Source organism: Heyndrickxia sp. FSL K6-6286 (assembly GCF_038630395.1).
GTDB lineage: Bacteria > Bacillota > Bacilli > Bacillales > Bacillaceae_C > Heyndrickxia > Heyndrickxia oleronia.
The window spans coordinates 15,566-32,500 of the sequence record NZ_CP152029.1 but is presented as its reverse complement, the minus strand read 5'-3'; the positions used below and the strand labels follow the sequence as shown (position 1 = coordinate 32,500).

Genomic DNA, 16,935 nt, shown 5'->3' with positions numbered 1-16,935 from the left:
TTAGGAAACAAAAGACAATGGATAGATAAACATACCAAAGTCATGTTTTTATTCATGTATATTTTCATAGAAGGATTGAACCTTCAAAACTGAACAAAACAGAAGACGTCTGAACCACGTAAGTGGTTTTCCATATTCCTTAGAAAGGAGGTGATCCAGCCGCACCTTCCGATACGGCTACCTTGTTACGACTTCACCCCAATCATCTGTCCCACCTTCGGCGGCTGGCTCCAAAAGGTTACCTCACCGACTTCGGGTGTTACAAACTCTCGTGGTGTGACGGGCGGTGTGTACAAGGCCCGGGAACGTATTCACCGCGGCATGCTGATCCGCGATTACTAGCGATTCCGGCTTCATGTAGGCGAGTTGCAGCCTACAATCCGAACTGAGAATGGTTTTATGGGATTGGCTAAACCTCGCGGTCTTGCAGCCCTTTGTACCATCCATTGTAGCACGTGTGTAGCCCAGGTCATAAGGGGCATGATGATTTGACGTCATCCCCACCTTCCTCCGGTTTGTCACCGGCAGTCACCTTAGAGTGCCCAACTGAATGCTGGCAACTAAGGTCAAGGGTTGCGCTCGTTGCGGGACTTAACCCAACATCTCACGACACGAGCTGACGACAACCATGCACCACCTGTCACTCCTGTCCCCGAAGGGAAATCCCTATCTCTAGGGAGGTCAAGAGGATGTCAAGACCTGGTAAGGTTCTTCGCGTTGCTTCGAATTAAACCACATGCTCCACCGCTTGTGCGGGCCCCCGTCAATTCCTTTGAGTTTCAGCCTTGCGGCCGTACTCCCCAGGCGGAGTGCTTAATGCGTTAGCTGCAGCACTAAAGGGCGGAAACCCTCTAACACTTAGCACTCATCGTTTACGGCGTGGACTACCAGGGTATCTAATCCTGTTCGCTCCCCACGCTTTCGCGCCTCAGCGTCAGTTACAGACCAGAGAGTCGCCTTCGCCACTGGTGTTCCTCCACATCTCTACGCATTTCACCGCTACACGTGGAATTCCACTCTCCTCTTCTGCACTCAAGTCTCCCAGTTTCCAATGGCCGCTTGCGGTTGAGCCGCAAGATTTCACATCAGACTTAAGAAACCGCCTGCGCGCGCTTTACGCCCAATAATTCCGGACAACGCTTGCCACCTACGTATTACCGCGGCTGCTGGCACGTAGTTAGCCGTGGCTTTCTGGTTAGGTACCGTCAAGGTACCGCCCTATTCGAACGATACTTGTTCTTCCCTAACAACAGAGTTTTACGATCCGAAAACCTTCATCACTCACGCGGCGTTGCTCCGTCAGACTTTCGTCCATTGCGGAAGATTCCCTACTGCTGCCTCCCGTAGGAGTCTGGGCCGTGTCTCAGTCCCAGTGTGGCCGATCACCCTCTCAAGTCGGCTACGCATCGTCGCCTTGGTGAGCCGTTACCTCACCAACTAGCTAATGCGCCGCGGGTCCATCTGTAAGTGATAGCCGGAGCCATCTTTCAATTCTTCTTCATGCGAAGAAAAAAGTTATCCGGTATTAGCCCCGGTTTCCCGGAGTTATCCCAGTCTTACAGGCAGGTTACCCACGTGTTACTCACCCGTCCGCCGCTAATCATCAGGGAGCAAGCTCCCATCAGATTCGCTCGACTTGCATGTATTAGGCACGCCGCCAGCGTTCGTCCTGAGCCAGGATCAAACTCTCCAAAAAGATGTTTGATATAGCTCTTTATAAATAAAAGTAATTCATTGACGTTTCGTTTTGTTCAGTTTTCAAAGATCAATCACCTTTAAGCGACTTTTATATATTATCATATTCAATAATATGTGTCAATTATTTTTTTGAAATAATTATTTTCGCTTGTTTTAACGACAAGAAATATAATATCATCAAACGATATTAAAAGTCAACCCTATATCAAAATATTTTTTTATAGGTTCTTTTCTCAAACTTTGTTGCTACGTACGTAAAGCTTTAACTACAATATATTTATGTTGAAAACTATCAACCCTCTTCATTTTGAAACAATGCAGCTACAACCTTAATGGGTTGTAAAGCAAATGTTAGTTCTTTTACAAAAGCAATCAACTATACGAAAACTAACTTGATAAAACTAACATTTAAATAGGGATTGTCTAAAAAAGGGGACAGACCCCTTAATAGACAACCCCACTAAGCTAATATCCATGTTTGAATAACTGTAAGTCCGATTACACCCGGAATACCTAACAAACCAGAAACGGTTGTTGTTATAAAATTGATAGGTACATGAATACCGAACTGTCCACCAAATTGATTTAAAAAAAATAAAAATAACGCACCTATCGCAATTTTTACAGCGATTTGTCCAATGAAGCGAAATGGCCTTCCTGGTGAACCTGATATCAATAAAAGAAGAATCAGTCCAGAAATAACAGCAATCACAATGATTGGATCCAAGATTATCACTCCTTATTCTTACATTGTATTATCAGTTTATGAATGGTTTGTCCAAAAAGAACTCTACAATGCAAAAATAAGATGTCCTATCTTTTAATTCTAATATTCCTCGCCTTTGCTTCACGAAATAAGAAGAAGTACTTCATTTCAGCAACTTTTTTTTGAAACATAAGCTCTTCATTATATTCAAAACTTAAATCGACTAAGGACTTTTGTTGAATCCAATTTTCCCTTGTTTTTGTCATCAAATCAATCAGCTTTTGGTCATATTCATTACGTAGTTTCAATTTTTTATTGAACATGTGAATACACCTCTTTTTTTAAACTTCTCTTCTTCCTTCTAACGCTTTTGATAAGGTGACCTCATCCGCATACTCTAAATCTCCGCCTACTGGTAGACCATGAGCAATTCGAGTGACTTTAATACCCGATGGTTTTAGAAGCCTTGATATATACATTGCTGTTGCTTCCCCTTCAATATTAGGGTTTGTTGCTAGTATAACCTCTTGTATCGTTTCATCCTGTAATCTTTTTAGCAAATCTGGAATATTAATATCTTCCGGTCCAATCCCATCCATTGGTGAGATTGCCCCATGTAGTACATGATACAGACCATTAAATTCCTTCATTTTTTCCATAGCGATCACATCTTTTGGATCTTGAACTACACAAACGATACTACGATCACGTCTTGTATCTTCACAAATATAACAAGGATCTTGATCGGTAATATGTCCGCATACCGAACAATAACTTAAGTTTCTTTTCGCATTTACAAGGGCTTTAGCAAAGTCTAGGACAGTATCTTCTTTCATACTCAACACAAAAAATGCCAGTCGAGCCGCAGTTTTCGGCCCTATTCCTGGCAATTTCATAAAGCTATCCATAAGTTTGGTTATTGGTTCAGGATAATGCATCATCTATTCCCCTTAAAAACCTGGAATGTTTAACCCTTTTGTAAACTGTCCCATTGTTTGATTTGTTAACTCTTCTGCTTTCTTTAATGCATCATTTGTAGCAGCTAAAACTAAATCTTGAAGCATTTCAATATCCTCTGGATCTACTACTTCTTCTTTAATATTTACTTCTACAATTTCCTTATGTCCTGATACAACTACCGTGACCATACCTCCACCAGCCGTACCTTCAATTCGCTTTTCACCTAATTCCTCTTGTGCTTCAGCCATCTTCTTTTGCATTTTTTGCATTTGTTTCATCATATTTTGCATATTTCCCATTCCACGCATCATTTATATTTCCCTCCAATAAATTCATTCTTTTATACGTTTTTCATTTAGCTTAAGTTAATGCCAAATAGATTTCACTCTTTCCCTCATCTTACACTTAAATAGGACAAAAAAGAAACCGAAAAATCATAAAAGTGGTTTTATAGGGCCATTAATCTTTTATTTCAATCAAATCCGCGCCTACTAATTTTTTTGCTTCAGCGATTAGAGGGTCTTCTGTTTGTTCCTCTTCATCCTTTGAGCCATCTTTTTGATTATGAATAAAACTTTCCCTTATACTATTCCACTGATTTTCTGGAACCCCAATCAATTGATAGGAGACACCTGTTAACTCAGATAAAATAGACGAAACTGCTTGTAAAAATTTCTGATTTTCCATTGCCATTTGGCAGTGAATTTCATATTTAAATTTCAAAACAAAAGAGTGATTTGAAGCAGCAACAGGCTCGGCTTCATTTAAAAGAGCGGACTGTGAGCGCATTTGTCTGTCATTTAAGAGACTAAGCATATCACCCCATCTGCTTTTAATTAAATTCAAATCCTGTTTCGTGGCTTCTTTCAATACATCATTAATTCTACCAACCTGAGCCTTAAATCCTTTACCTGTACGTGGTGCCTTTTTAACCGGTTGTTGATTAACCGCTTGTGTTTCCTGAACACCGTTAACTTTTAATTCTTGTATTTCCTTTTGGAGATTTCTTATTTGATCCAATAATTGCTGTGTATCTATATCCATATCAGAACTATTAATTACTTGTTTCTGAACTCTGACTTCGCATAACTTAATGAGTGAAACCTCTAAATATATTCGAGCCAAATTAGAGAATTTCATCTCTTGTTGAGTTTTATTTAGTATATCAATGTATTCATAAATTTGTTCAGAGGCTATTGAATCAGTAAGCTGTCGAAAATCCTCGTCGACCATTACTCGTTCAATCGCTTCTTCTAAATTGGGAGCAGTCTTATAAAGGAGCATATCGCGGAAATAAAGAATTAAATCCTCAACAAAACGAGTTGGATCTTTTCCCTGTTGTAAAAGCTCTTCAAATACTTGAAGAGCACTGGCGATATCCTTCTTCTGTATCGACTCTACCAGTTTATTCAAATATGATTGAGATATGGAACCTGTAACGGTTAAAGCGTCTTCTATTGTCACTCGCTCTTCTCCGAAAGAAACAGCTTGGTCCATCAAACTTAACGCATCCCGCATTCCACCTTCTGCAGCACGAGCAATAATGTTTAGGGCGGACTCATCAAATTCAATGCCTGATTCTCGAGCAATGTGACCCATTCTCCCAGTAATATCTTTCGCTGTGATCCTTTTGAAATCAAAACGTTGACAGCGTGATATTATGGTTAAGGGAATTTTATGGGGTTCAGTCGTAGCCAAAATAAATATTACATGTTTTGGAGGCTCTTCTAATGTTTTTAACAAAGCATTAAATGCACCAATAGACAGCATATGCACTTCATCAATAATATAGACTTTATATGGAACGACATTTGGCGCAAATTTCACTTTATCCCGAATATCACGAATTTCCTCAACACCATTATTTGAAGCAGCATCAATTTCTATGACATCAGGTATACTCCCATCAGTTATGCCTTTGCAAGCATCACACTCATTACATGGCTCAGTAACTGGGGACCTCTCACAGTTTACCGCTTTTGCTAAAATCTTGGCAGCACTTGTTTTTCCTGTTCCTCTTGGTCCTGAGAAAAGATATGCATGAGAAATTTTTTGTTGTAGGAGGGCATTTTGCAGTGTCTTTGTTACATGTTGTTGTCCCACAACGTCCTCGAAGACCTGTGGACGCCAAACTCGATATAATGCTTGATAACTCAAATGCACACCCCTCCTTTTAAGACATTATGAAACGATTTCTTTCTCCATTACAAGCGAATTTTGTACTGTATAATTGAAACATTACTTTTCTCATATTATACCTTATTTAATAATAATTTTACATGATGAACAATCATTAGAGAATTATTTTATCTGTCTTTCTCTAACAGCTTTATGAAACAATAAAAATTGGTTCTTCTCTATATCCTCAGTTAAGAAACACTAATGAACCAAACAAAAAACTCACCCCGAAGGATGAGTTGACTATTTATGTAAATTAACTGCCGTGCACCTTCCCTCGACTAGCTCCCATAAGCGTTACTTAAGCAGTTAGCTCGGCTCAGGCTGCCCTGCGGCACATGGAAGAGTCCACTTAATGCTGCTTCCTTCCGGATCTGACATGGTTCATGGATTTCCATTGCGCAGGACCCAAGCGTCAACACCACTTACTTAAGGCAGGCCCTACAGGATACTAGCCTCAAGAAGGGATTCAGTCTTGCTAGAGCGGATTGCAAGTACAGGGCACCGCTACCTCCCCACCTAGCACGGCAAAATTGATACCATATATTATGCGTTTATCAACGCAAAATAAAGTATACTAGTTTTTTTTAAAAAATGCAATGGATATCAAATGTTAATTACTGGATTCAGTAATTTTGCGCTTTTCTTTTTCTACTTTATTCCTTTTTCGTATATTTCTAAAAAAGTCACTCAAAAGCACACTACATTCATTTTCCAAAACCCCACTAACAACTTCACTTTGGTGATTGAAGCGTTGATCATCCAATAAATTCATTAATGTCCCTGCACAACCAGCCTTTGGATCATGGGCACCAAATATCACTTTCTTAATTCGTGAGAGGATTATAGCTCCACTACACATCGGACATGGCTCCAAAGTTACATACAGTTCAGCATCTTCCAAACGCCATGATCCAATTCTTTCACATGCCTTTTGAATCGCTAATATTTCTGCATGGGTAATGGCATTTTGAGTGGACTCCCTTAAATTATGCGCAGTTGCTATAACTTCACCATTTAAAACGACAACCGCACCAATAGGTACCTCACATTTCTCTTCAGCCTTTTTTGCTTCACTTATGGCTAGCTTCATAAAGTACTCATCAGCATTTTTCACAATGTAAACCTCTGTTTAATAGTTTTAGAATAAATTTTATTATATCTTAATCTGATCGAAATAAGAAAAAATCCAGATATTCAACATTTCTTATCTTATTAAATCATAAGATGAAAACAGATACTAAGTAAAAGGAGGGATAGTGTGCAAATTCATGTAGTACAACCAAATGACACTTTAGCTAGTATAGCAAGTACTTATCGAGTACCAGTAGTAGAATTAGTTACGGCTAATGAAATTCCAAATCCTGATCATTTAGTCGTTGGTCAAACCATTGTTATACCAATTATAGGTAGATTTTATTGGGTCCAACCGGGGGATAGTTTATGGGAGATTGCGAGGAAGTTCAATCTATCATTACCTGAACTCGCTAGAATTAATGGAATGTCTGTAAACCAACCATTACAAATCGGAATGAGATTATATATTCCTCCTCAGCGTAAAGAAGATGCTGAATTTAATGCTTATATAGAACCCTTCGGTACAACAGTTTCACAATCTTTAGAGAATAGTGCTCGTAAGGCTGCTCCATACTTAACTTATCTATCTCCTTTTGCGTTTCAAGTGAATCGTGATGGATCTTTAATTGCTCCTCCACTTGGTAATTTACCGATTATTGCAAGAGCCAATCAAAATATCCTTGTAATGGCTATTAATAACCAAGAAAATGGCCAATTTAGTGATGAACTAGGCAGAATATTATTAAATGATATGGAGGTGCAGGATCAGTTTTTAAATAATATCGTGAATACAGCGAAACAATACGGCTTTCGCGATATTCATATTGATTTTGAATTTCTTAGACCTGAAGATAAAGAAGCATATAATCGATTCCTTAGAAAAGCAAAAGCACGTTTTAATCAAGAAGGCTGGTTGCTCTCAACGGCCCTAGCCCCTAAGACGAGTGCAACCCAAGAAGGGCTTTGGTATGAAGCTCATGATTATAAAGCCCATGGTGAAATCGTTGACTTTGTTGTAATTATGACCTATGAATGGGGATATAGTGGTGGACCCCCTATGGCCGTCTCACCTATTAACTCAGTTCGTGATGTTCTAGAATATGCCGTAACAGAAATTCCTCCACAAAAAATTCTAATGGGGCAGAATCTATATGGTTATGATTGGACACTTCCCTTTACCCCTGGTCAAGATACCGCAAAAGCAGTCAGTCCACAACAGGCAATACAGCTAGCAGCAAAATATAATGTACCCATTAACTATGACCTAGAAGCACAAGCCCCAACATTTGAATATACTGATGAAGAAAATAAAAAACATAAAGTATGGTTTGAAGACGCCCGCTCCATACAGGCCAAATTTGACCTGATTAAGGAATTAAATCTACGTGGTATGAGCTATTGGAAATTAGGTCTTTCCTTCCCACAAAACTGGTTACTGATTGTAGAAAACTTTAATGTAACTAAACAGTAAAGAAACCCATAAAGTTGGCATCTCTTAGATGCCAACTTTTTATTTCCATATTATATTACCTATAGTAATCCAATTTATTCCCTGTCACACCGTACAATACATATGCTAAAATAGCAATTAGCGTGTTTTTACATTGGACTATATTATTCTTATATATATTTGTAAGTTAATTGGTGAGGAGGAAAATAGATGGTGAATGTACCGTTTATTACGGTTGAGGGTCCAATAGGTATAGGGAAAACCTCACTCGCAAAGGCAATTTCAGAACATTTCAACTACAATCTATTAAAGGAAATTGTAGACGAGAACCCATTTCTGGAGAAATTCTATCAAGATATTGAAGAGTGGAGTTTTCAGTTAGAAATGTTTTTTCTTTGTAACCGATATAAGCAGCTTGAGGATGTGGATAGTAAATTTTTATCATTCGATAAACCAATTGTAGCTGATTATCATATTTTTAAAAACTTAATTTTTGCGAAAAGGACACTGAAAGATGAGCAATATATTAAGTATCTAAAAATATTTGATATTTTAACAGAAGGAATGCCACAACCGAATTTGGTGATTTACATTAACGCAAGCTTGGAGACGGTCATGAGGAGAATAAAGCTGCGTGGGAGAGATTTTGAAAAAAATATTAGCTCAGATTATATTAAACAGCTTTCCTCTGATTACGAGACTTTTATGCAAAACTTTACATTAACCCACCCTAATATTCCTGTTTTACAATTCAACGGAGATGAATTGGATTTTGTTAAAAACCCGGATGATTTAACATTAATTTTAGAGAAAATAACAACAACATTAAAAGAAGGTGTAAAGATTCATGGAACTTCGAAATAAATATCAAATCCCTAACAATGCTATCATAACCATTGCTGGAACAGTTGGAGTGGGGAAGTCTACAATGACTAGCTCATTAGCTAATGCACTAGGATTTCGCACCTCATTTGAAAAGGTTGATACCAACCCTTATTTAGATAAATTTTATGATGATTTTAAACGTTGGAGCTTTCATTTGCAAATCTATTTCTTAGCTGAACGCTTTAAAGAGCAAAAGAGAATTTTTGAATATGGTGGAGGATTCATTCAGGATCGTTCAATTTATGAAGATACAGGTATATTTGCCAAGATGCATTACGAAAAGGGAAACATGTCCAAGGTAGATTATGAAACATATAAAAATCTTTTTGATGCCATGATCATGACACCATATTTTCCACACCCTGATTTACTAATTTATCTAGAAGGGTCCATTGAGGATATTTTAGAGAGAATTCAAAAACGTGGTAGACCTATGGAACAAAGCACACCTGTAGAATATTGGATAGAAATGCATAAACGCTATGAAAGCTGGATTAATTCTTTTAATGCATGCCCAGTTTTGCGGATAAACATTAGAGATTATGACTTAATGAAAGAAGAAACAAGCATCGAACCGATTATTGAACGAATTGGATATTTCCTAAAACAAACTCAATTATTGAAAAAGTAAACAGAAAAATACAAGCCCCCATTCATCGGTGTACCGTCTGTGAAATTTAATATGGTAATTTTACCTTCACCAAAATTTAATAAAGGGACAGGCTACTATCAGTTTGTCGTGGAGGCAGACGAGAAAAACAGATGGATAGATTCAATATTGACATTAAATTTCCTTTTACCTAAAAAAATCGCCATGCAACTAAATGCATGGCGTAATTTTTACACTCCGAAGAATATTAACAAAAAATTCGTTACAAAGTAACGAATTTTAATCTCCAATAATTTATGCGCGTTGTGTTTATCAATGGCGGAGGAAGAGGGATTCGAACCCCCGCGCGGTGTAACCCGCCTGTCGGTTTTCAAGACCGATCCCTTCAGCCAGACTTGGGTATTCCTCCATATCGACAAGAAATAATATATCATATTTAATCGTTAGCGTCAATATGATATTAAATATTTTTAGAGGGGATTGCTCCCCTCCTATTAATTATTTTACACTAATTCGATCGACATTACGCATATATGGTCGTAATACTTCCGGTATAATTACACTACCATCTGGTTGTTGGTAGTTTTCTAAGATAGCAGCTACTGTACGTCCTATAGCAAGACCTGAACCATTTAAGGTATGCACATGTTCAGGTTTTCCGTTCAATTCCCTACGGAAGCGAATATTTGCACGTCGAGCTTGGAATGCTTCAAAATTACTGCAAGAAGAGATTTCACGATACGTATTATAACTTGGAATCCAAACTTCGATATCATATTTCTTCGCTGCAGTAAATCCAAGGTCAGCTGTACACATACTCATAACACGATAAGGGAGTCCTAATAACTGTAGAACTTTTTCTGCATGTCCAGTCAGCTTCTCTAATTCATTATATGAATCCTCTGGCTTAACAAACTTTACAAGCTCCACTTTATTAAATTGGTGCTGACGGATAAGTCCTCGTGTATCACGACCTGCAGATCCAGCTTCTGAACGAAAACAAGCACTAAAAGCAGCATAATTAATAGGTAGCTGATCTACATTTAATATTTCATCACGATGTAAATTTGTTACAGGTACCTCTGCTGTCGGAATTAAGAAATAGTCTTCACTTTCAATTAAGAAAGCATCCTCCTCAAATTTAGGAAGTTGACCTGTACCTGTCATGCTCGTACGATTTACCATATAAGGCGGTAAAATTTCTTCATACCCATGGTCTTCTACATGGAGATCAAGCATAAAATTAAAGAGTGCTCTTTCTAAACGTGCACCTAAACCTTTATAGAATACGAATCGACTTCCTGTTACTTTGGCTGCACGTTCAAAATCTAATATATTTAAATCAGTCGCTACATCCCAATGAGGCTTTGGTTCAAAATCAAACTCTCTTACCTCCCCCCATTTACGTACTTCTACATTGTCATCTTCAGTTTCTCCAATTGGTGTACTTTCGTGAGGAATATTCGGGATAGATAACAATAAATGATCTAAGTTTTCTTCGACATCACGTAATTCATCATCATATTGTTTAATTTGATCCCCAACCACACGCATTTCTTTAATATATTCATCTGCGTCCTGTTTCTCTCTCTTGAGCTGTGCTATTTTTTGAGTCACTTCATTTCGTTTACTCTTTAATTCTTCTGTTGCGACAATAAGTTCTCTTCTCTTTTTATCTAACTCTTCAAATTTCCCAAAATCAGCAAGGTCTTCCCCACGGTGCTGCATTTTTTCCTTTACTTCTTTTAAGTTAGTACGTAAAAACTTAATATCAAGCATAAATAATTCCTCCTTTAAATAGTAAGCTATTTTTTACTAATCATGGCATGTGAATCAAAAACAAATAAAAAACTCCCGTCCCTAAAAAGGGACGAGAGATACCCGCGTTGCCACCCAGCTTGAAAGTATAGATTCATACCTTCCACTTAATCGATAACGGTTTTACCCGAAAGTACTTACTAATAAGATAAATGCAAACGCTAAGTCAAAGAAAATTAGCCACAATTCTTATTTCATTCGGTACTTTGCTCAAGGATGGATTCACAAGTCGCCTTCATCGATTTGCACCAGCCATCGACTCTCTTTAGAAGGAACATTCTTGTTACTATTTCCTCTCATTGCTTTACATAGATTTTAACAATTAATTTACTATAAGTATTGCCTCTTTGCAACTATTTATTTAAAACTTTTTGTTTTTTTACAATGTCGATAAAATATTGTGTCAATCCGCTATCCTTTGTTAACTCTGGATGGAAGGAACACCCTAGATAATGTCGATCACGTGCAGCCACTATTTTCCCTTCATGCTTGGCTAAAACCTCAACATCCTCACCAACATTAACAATATGAGGAGCACGGATAAAAACAGCATTAAAATGATCTGATACACCAGCAATAGCTAGATCAGCTTCAAAACTATCCTTTTGCCTACCAAAAGAATTTCGTTCAACCATTACATCCATTAAACCAATATGCGGTTCATCATAACCTTGAATTTTTTTAGCTAACAAAATTAAACCTGCGCATGTACCAAACATTGGTTTTCCCTGTTCTCCAAACTGTCGAAGCTTATCCATAAAATCATATCGATCAAGCAAGCGTCGCATAGTAGTACTTTCTCCTCCAGGAAGGATGATACCATCTATTTCATCTAATTGATCCTTTGTTTTTATGATTATAGCCTCTTCACCACATGCTTCAATAGCCTGTACATGTTCTCTAACAGCACCTTGTAAACCTAGTACCCCAATTTTGACCATTCTATATACTCCTTACTAGCCAAAGCCTGCAATTCTATATATACCCTTTAGCAGGATAAGACATTTGAAAAGTTTTTTCACTCTTTTTATTTCCTAAAGTCTGTTTTAAAGTAAAGTTTGTTCCTTTTGAAAAGCCAACTGCCGGCTTTTACACCCAATAAAGGATTCAGGAATTTGCAGCACTTTTCTCAGTGAAATGAGAGATGTAGTGGACTTTAGGCGATAGTTATTCGTTAAAACTTTACTTAATAGCAAAAATGTTTGAGAAAAGAACCTTCCTAAATTAAATAAACAAGAAAAAGGACACCTTGTCAAGATAGGTATCCTTTTTCCTAATTATTCCACAAACTTATTAAAACCAACCTTTTACCGTTGAAGTGATTCCATTCCATATATCAGAAAAAAAACCACCAATTCCACGCATCATTAATACAAACCAATTTGCTTTTTCAACCTTTTCACCAGTCACGACATCGACACTTGCCGATTTATGACCGTCTAGGTAACCAAAATCATTTTTACCACTATACTCAGCGGTTAACGTACCAACCTTTTCACCTTTTTTAACAGGTGCAGTTAATTTACCAGCCTTATTGAGCTTGTCCTTTTCAACATTAAAAACCGGCTTATATAACTTTTCTTCTCCATTTTTGATTACTAACTTTACTGGATCCTTTGTATACATGATTACCTTTTTTTCTTTCCCTTTTTCCACTGGCAGTGATTCATGATTTTTAATCTTATATTGCCCTGGGTAAATTTCCTTTACAGAAAAATTAGCAAATGCATAATCCATCATTTTTTTTGTTTCATCAAATCTTGCTTTATAGCCGCCTTGACCTTTACCATCTGTTGCATTTAAAACAACTGTTATCACGCGCATTCCATTTTTTTGAGCAGTACCTGTAAAACAGTATCCTGCAAAATCAGTCGTTCCAGTCTTTAAACCATCTACCCCATTGTCCTTAGATCCATATACCAAAGATGGTAACATCCAATTCCAGTTTTCCATTTTAACATCTTCACCAGGACCCGCATGGAATGTTTGTTTTGAAATACTTGAAGTTTTTAATACCTCAGGAAAATCATTAATTAAGTGAAAAGCTAATTTAGCTGTTGCTCTAGCAGACATAATATTTTCATCAGTAGGACCTGATCCTTTAGGGTGCATTCCCATTAAGTCCTTATTATTTAATCCTGTACTATTTACAAATTTATAATCTTTTAATCCAAGCTCTTTTGCTTTTTCATTCATCATCTTGACAAAGTTTTCTTCTGACCCACCAATCGTTTCTGCAATAGCAATTGTTGCTGCATTTGCTGAATAAATAGCCATTGCTTGGTATAAGTCTTTAATTTTATATTTAACATCTTTTCTTAACGGTACATTTGATAGATTTGTATCATGAGATATTTTAAAAGCATAATCACTAACGGTATATTCTTGATCCCATTTTACCTTACCTTTTTTGATTGAATCCAAAAGGATATATTCTGTCATCATTTTTGACATTGAAGCAATTCCTAGTGCAGTGTCTGGATTTTTTTCATATAATACTTTACCCGTACTTGCTTCAACTAATATAGCTCCGTCTGCATGAATATCTAAAATGTCTTCTGCAGCTAACGCCTTTTGTGGCAATTGAAATATTCCAAACATCAATGAAAAAGCCATAATCATGGCAAATATCTTTTTTACTTTTCTCTTTTCCACTAAGAACCCTCCATCTGTTTATGTATACACTTTCGTTATTTTAACATAGTTCTTAACATAATAGTAGACGGAGGATATACCTAACTTAAACAAAAAGTGGCAGGAAATGCACTTTTTCGTGTAAATTCCTACCACTTCTATCAATTTAAACTATATTATCTATAATTATGAAAGCGAATAGTTAGGTGCTTCTTTAGTAATTTGAATATCATGTGGATGGCTCTCTCTTAAGCCGGCACCTGTCATTCGAATGAATTGAGCTTCCTCGCGGAGGGCTTTCAAATTTTTAGTTCCACAATAACCCATACCAGATTTTATTCCACCAAGTAATTGGAAAATAACATCAGCAAGTGGCCCTTTATATGGAACACGTCCTTCAATACCTTCAGGAACAAATTTTTTCGCATCTTCTTGGAAGTAACGGTCTTTTGACCCTTGCTCCATCGCAGAGACTGAACCCATTCCACGGTATACTTTAAATCTTCTGCCTTGATACGTTTCTGTTTCACCAGGGCTTTCTGTTGTGCCTGCTAAAAGACTACCAAGCATTACAACATGTCCACCAGATGCAAGCGCCTTAACAATGTCTCCTGAATATTTAATACCACCATCTGCAATGATTGCTTTACCATGCTTTCTTGCCTCAGTCGCACAATCATAGATAGCTGTTATTTGTGGTACTCCTACACCAGCTACCACTCTTGTTGTACAAATTGAACCTGGTCCAATTCCAACCTTAACAATATCTGCCCCTGCTTCAATCAACGCTTTTGTAGCTTCAGCAGTAGCCACATTTCCAGCAATAATATTTAACTTTGGATATTCAGCTCTAATTTTGCTCACTGTGTCTAAAACACCTTTAGAGTGCCCGTGAGCCGTATCTATCACAATTACATCTACATTTGCATTCACTAGTGCTTCTACACGTTTCATAGTATCACTAGTAACACCTACAGCAGCACCAACTAAAAGACGTCCTACACTATCTTTAGCCGAATTAGGAAATTCAATGACCTTTTCAATATCTTTAATCGTAATAAGTCCCTTTAATACACCATTTTCATCAACTAATGGGAGCTTTTCAATTTTATGCTTTTGAAGAATTTTTTCTGCATCATTCAATGTTGTTCCGACAGGAGCAGTTACCAAGTTTTCCTTTGTCATTACATCAGAAATTTTTATCGAGAAATCTTGAATAAAGCGTAAATCACGATTTGTAATTATGCCAACAAGCTTTTGTTCTTCCTCATTATTCACAATAGGCACACCGGAAATTCGGTACTTACCCATTAAATGCTCAGCACTAAATACTTGGTGTTCAGGAGTTAGAAAGAATGGGTCTGTAATAACTCCACTTTCAGAACGTTTTACTTTATCAACATGATCTGCCTGTTGCTCAATACTCATATTTTTATGAATAATGCCTAAACCACCTTGTCTCGCCATTGAAATGGCCATTTCCGCTTCAGTAACAGTATCCATACCTGCGCTAATAATCGGAATATTAAGCTTCAAGGTCTCCGTTAATTCCACTTGTAAATCTACGTCTTTCGGTAAAACTTCAGATTTTGCTGGCACTAACAGTACATCATCAAATGTTAATCCTTCTTTAGAAAATTTAGATTCCCACATTTTTTCATTCCTCCTGCTCCCAAAATATTATTAGTAGGTTATCAATTGGTTAAACTACTGTCAAGGAATTAATAATATGTCCAATTTTTCAAAAAATTTGGAGGTCATTCTTTTGAATAAAGATCTTGTTTGGAAACGGTTAAATTTGTATCAATCAGCTGACATGACACAGAAGCTATTAAATCGATGTTACAAAAATATCCAGATCGATAATCATGAAATAAAAAGTTATGATAATTGTTATCCTTTTATCTATTTTCTCCAACATGGCGAAATGTATTACTCACAAGCTGAACATGCACCGATTCCAATTAAGCCTGTGCTACTCTTTTATGGTTTGATACATTTAATAAAAGCTTGTTTATTATCTGTAGATCCAGATTATCCAGAATCTACTTCTGTATTAGCTCATGGGGTTTCTTCCAGAAAGAAAAAAAAGCAACACTATCAGTTTATGAATGATGAAATAAAGATACAGAAAATGGGGCTGTGTACTCATTTTTCAAAAAAAATGTTTCACGTGGAACACCTAGAAGGTGAAAAAATTATTATGAAGGATCTATTTTATCAAATACCAGAATTAGATGATTGTTTTACATTTAATAACGAATGTAATATCATTCATATTCTAAAAAACAATATAGAATATGCCATTCCTTTATCTATTCTTGATCAATACCATTTAACATTAGACAGTTTCACACGTCTATTAAAAGATAAAAATGCTATATCAATCCAAACGATAAATTATAATAAAGATTATATTATTATTAAAAGTACAAATGAGGATACTCCTTTACTTCCCTTCCGTTTTCATTTAACGAAAAATAGCTTTTGTTTACCCAACAAACAAGCGAAATATATGTATTATCCTGAATTAATTATCCACTATTTACTTTTATACAATTTAAGCATGATTGCCCGTTATGAAACCGAATGGTGGTGTGAACTTATTAAAACAACACCGACTAATGATTATCCATTTATCAGTACCTTTCTATCAATTACAGCAGAGAAAACACCCTATTTAATCTTCAAATATTTACAAAGTAAACTGTGAAATGCATACAAAAAAGCACAGAGAACAAGCTCTGTGCTTACAATTGCCTGGCAACGTCCTACTCTTGCAGGGGGAGAGCCCCCAACTACCATCGGCGCTAAGAAGCTTAACTTCCGTGTTCGGGATGGGAACGGGTGTGTCCTTCTTGCCATAATTACCAGACTATATTTTAAAGGATTTGTACCCTCAAAACTAGATATATAAAG

General features: G+C 36.9%; 15 protein-coding genes, 1 tRNA gene, 2 rRNA genes, 1 other RNA gene and 1 other annotated feature. Of the genes, 5 read left to right on the top strand and 14 right to left on the bottom strand.

The features are described 5' to 3' along the window. Positions 1-143: 143 nt before the first annotated feature. The 8 genes from MHI39_RS00155 to tadA all read right to left on the bottom strand — a co-directional run bounded on the left by MHI39_RS00155 (position 144) and on the right by tadA (position 6,662). Positions 144-1,696: ribosomal RNA gene (locus MHI39_RS00155) — 16S ribosomal RNA — on the bottom strand. Positions 1,697-2,158: 462 nt separating this feature from the next. Continuing rightward, positions 2,159-2,425, bottom strand: a complete 267-nt coding sequence (locus MHI39_RS00150) for a pro-sigmaK processing inhibitor BofA family protein (RefSeq protein WP_251340570.1) — start codon at positions 2,423-2,425, stop codon at positions 2,159-2,161. Positions 2,426-2,511: 86 nt separating this feature from the next. Beyond that, positions 2,512-2,727 (bottom strand): YaaL family protein, encoded by a 216-nt coding sequence (locus tag MHI39_RS00145; RefSeq protein ID WP_058006782.1) that lies wholly within the window; start codon positions 2,725-2,727, stop codon positions 2,512-2,514. A gap of 18 nt (positions 2,728-2,745) precedes the next feature. Continuing rightward, a complete protein-coding gene (recR, locus tag MHI39_RS00140; RefSeq protein WP_058006781.1) occupies positions 2,746-3,342 on the bottom strand; it encodes a recombination mediator RecR in 597 nt (198 codons plus the stop codon). A 12-nt stretch (positions 3,343-3,354) separates the two neighbouring features. Then, positions 3,355-3,672, bottom strand: a complete 318-nt coding sequence (locus tag MHI39_RS00135) for a YbaB/EbfC family nucleoid-associated protein (RefSeq protein ID WP_058006784.1) — start codon at positions 3,670-3,672, stop codon at positions 3,355-3,357. 151 nt (positions 3,673-3,823) lie between these two features. Then, positions 3,824-5,521 (bottom strand): DNA polymerase III subunit gamma/tau, encoded by a 1,698-nt coding sequence (gene dnaX / locus MHI39_RS00130; RefSeq protein WP_280619209.1) that lies wholly within the window; start codon positions 5,519-5,521, stop codon positions 3,824-3,826. Between the two features lie 284 nt (positions 5,522-5,805). Further along, positions 5,806-6,070: signal recognition particle sRNA large type (gene ffs / locus MHI39_RS00125), an RNA gene on the bottom strand. Between the two features lie 85 nt (positions 6,071-6,155). Next, positions 6,156-6,662: a tRNA adenosine(34) deaminase TadA gene (gene tadA, locus MHI39_RS00120; RefSeq protein ID WP_342541403.1), complete on the bottom strand. Its 507-nt coding sequence runs from the start codon at positions 6,660-6,662 to the stop codon at positions 6,156-6,158. Between the two features lie 141 nt (positions 6,663-6,803). Between tadA and MHI39_RS00115 the strand changes: the two genes are divergently transcribed. The 4 genes from MHI39_RS00115 to MHI39_RS00100 all read left to right on the top strand — a co-directional run bounded on the left by MHI39_RS00115 (position 6,804) and on the right by MHI39_RS00100 (position 9,837). Then, positions 6,804-8,090, top strand: a complete 1,287-nt coding sequence (locus MHI39_RS00115) for a glycoside hydrolase family 18 protein (protein WP_342540492.1) — start codon at positions 6,804-6,806, stop codon at positions 8,088-8,090. Between the two features lie 189 nt (positions 8,091-8,279). Further along, the gene (locus tag MHI39_RS00110) at positions 8,280-8,933 is read left to right on the top strand and encodes a deoxynucleoside kinase (protein WP_342540491.1); all 654 of its coding nucleotides are present in this window, start codon (positions 8,280-8,282) and stop codon (positions 8,931-8,933) included. After that, complete coding sequence (locus MHI39_RS00105) at positions 8,917-9,585, top strand: deoxynucleoside kinase (RefSeq protein ID WP_058006776.1); 669 nt, start codon at positions 8,917-8,919, stop codon at positions 9,583-9,585. Before MHI39_RS00110 ends, MHI39_RS00105 begins: the two co-directional genes overlap by 17 nt. A 39-nt stretch (positions 9,586-9,624) precedes the next feature. Then, entirely contained in the window at positions 9,625-9,837 is a 213-nt protein-coding gene (locus MHI39_RS00100; protein WP_342540490.1) for a hypothetical protein, read from the top strand. Positions 9,838-9,880: 43 nt separating this feature from the next. On the opposite strand, the gene MHI39_RS00095 is transcribed toward MHI39_RS00100, so the two are convergent. The 5 genes from MHI39_RS00095 to guaB all read right to left on the bottom strand — a co-directional run bounded on the left by MHI39_RS00095 (position 9,881) and on the right by guaB (position 15,669). Continuing rightward, positions 9,881-9,973 (bottom strand) — tRNA-Ser (locus MHI39_RS00095). Between the two features lie 89 nt (positions 9,974-10,062). After that, a complete protein-coding gene (serS, locus tag MHI39_RS00090) occupies positions 10,063-11,343 on the bottom strand; it encodes a serine--tRNA ligase (protein ID WP_058006775.1) in 1,281 nt (426 codons plus the stop codon). 84 nt (positions 11,344-11,427) lie between these two features. Further along, positions 11,428-11,691 (bottom strand) — a binding site (T-box leader). Between the two features lie 44 nt (positions 11,692-11,735). Then, positions 11,736-12,323 carry a pyridoxal 5'-phosphate synthase glutaminase subunit PdxT gene (gene pdxT / locus MHI39_RS00085; protein WP_078110306.1) on the bottom strand — a complete coding sequence of 196 codons (588 nt, stop codon included), beginning with the start codon at positions 12,321-12,323 and terminating at the stop codon, positions 11,736-11,738. Positions 12,324-12,675: 352 nt separating this feature from the next. Then, positions 12,676-13,983: a serine hydrolase gene (locus MHI39_RS00080; protein WP_342541401.1), complete on the bottom strand. Its 1,308-nt coding sequence runs from the start codon at positions 13,981-13,983 to the stop codon at positions 12,676-12,678. A 219-nt stretch (positions 13,984-14,202) separates the two neighbouring features. After that, positions 14,203-15,669 (bottom strand): IMP dehydrogenase, encoded by a 1,467-nt coding sequence (gene guaB / locus MHI39_RS00075; RefSeq protein ID WP_251340574.1) that lies wholly within the window; start codon positions 15,667-15,669, stop codon positions 14,203-14,205. Between the two features lie 112 nt (positions 15,670-15,781). Here guaB and MHI39_RS00070 point away from each other — a divergent pair, with 112 nt between their 5' ends. Beyond that, complete coding sequence (locus MHI39_RS00070) at positions 15,782-16,729, top strand: YaaC family protein (RefSeq protein WP_259548559.1); 948 nt, start codon at positions 15,782-15,784, stop codon at positions 16,727-16,729. A 45-nt stretch (positions 16,730-16,774) separates the two neighbouring features. Here MHI39_RS00070 and rrf read toward each other — a convergent pair. Then, positions 16,775-16,891: ribosomal RNA gene (gene rrf / locus MHI39_RS00065) — 5S ribosomal RNA — on the bottom strand. Positions 16,892-16,935 lie beyond the last annotated feature (44 nt).

Excerpts from the sequence above, each read along its gene's own strand:
- guaB (WP_251340574.1), bottom strand. The coding sequence starts at position 15,669 with ATGTGGGAATCTAAATTTTCTAAAGAAGGATTAACATTTGATGATGTA.
- MHI39_RS00110 (WP_342540491.1), top strand. The coding sequence starts at position 8,280 with ATGGTGAATGTACCGTTTATTACGGTTGAGGGTCCAATAGGTATAGGG.
- recR (WP_058006781.1), bottom strand. The coding sequence starts at position 3,342 with ATGCATTATCCTGAACCAATAACCAAACTTATGGATAGCTTTATGAAA.
- MHI39_RS00135 (WP_058006784.1), bottom strand. The coding sequence starts at position 3,672 with ATGCGTGGAATGGGAAATATGCAAAATATGATGAAACAAATGCAAAAA.
- MHI39_RS00105 (WP_058006776.1), top strand. The coding sequence starts at position 8,917 with ATGGAACTTCGAAATAAATATCAAATCCCTAACAATGCTATCATAACC.
- serS (WP_058006775.1), bottom strand. The coding sequence starts at position 11,343 with ATGCTTGATATTAAGTTTTTACGTACTAACTTAAAAGAAGTAAAGGAA.
- pdxT (WP_078110306.1), bottom strand. The coding sequence starts at position 12,323 with ATGGTCAAAATTGGGGTACTAGGTTTACAAGGTGCTGTTAGAGAACAT.
- MHI39_RS00145 (WP_058006782.1), bottom strand. The coding sequence starts at position 2,727 with ATGTTCAATAAAAAATTGAAACTACGTAATGAATATGACCAAAAGCTG.
- MHI39_RS00080 (WP_342541401.1), bottom strand. The coding sequence starts at position 13,983 with ATGTTTGGAATATTTCAATTGCCACAAAAGGCGTTAGCTGCAGAAGAC.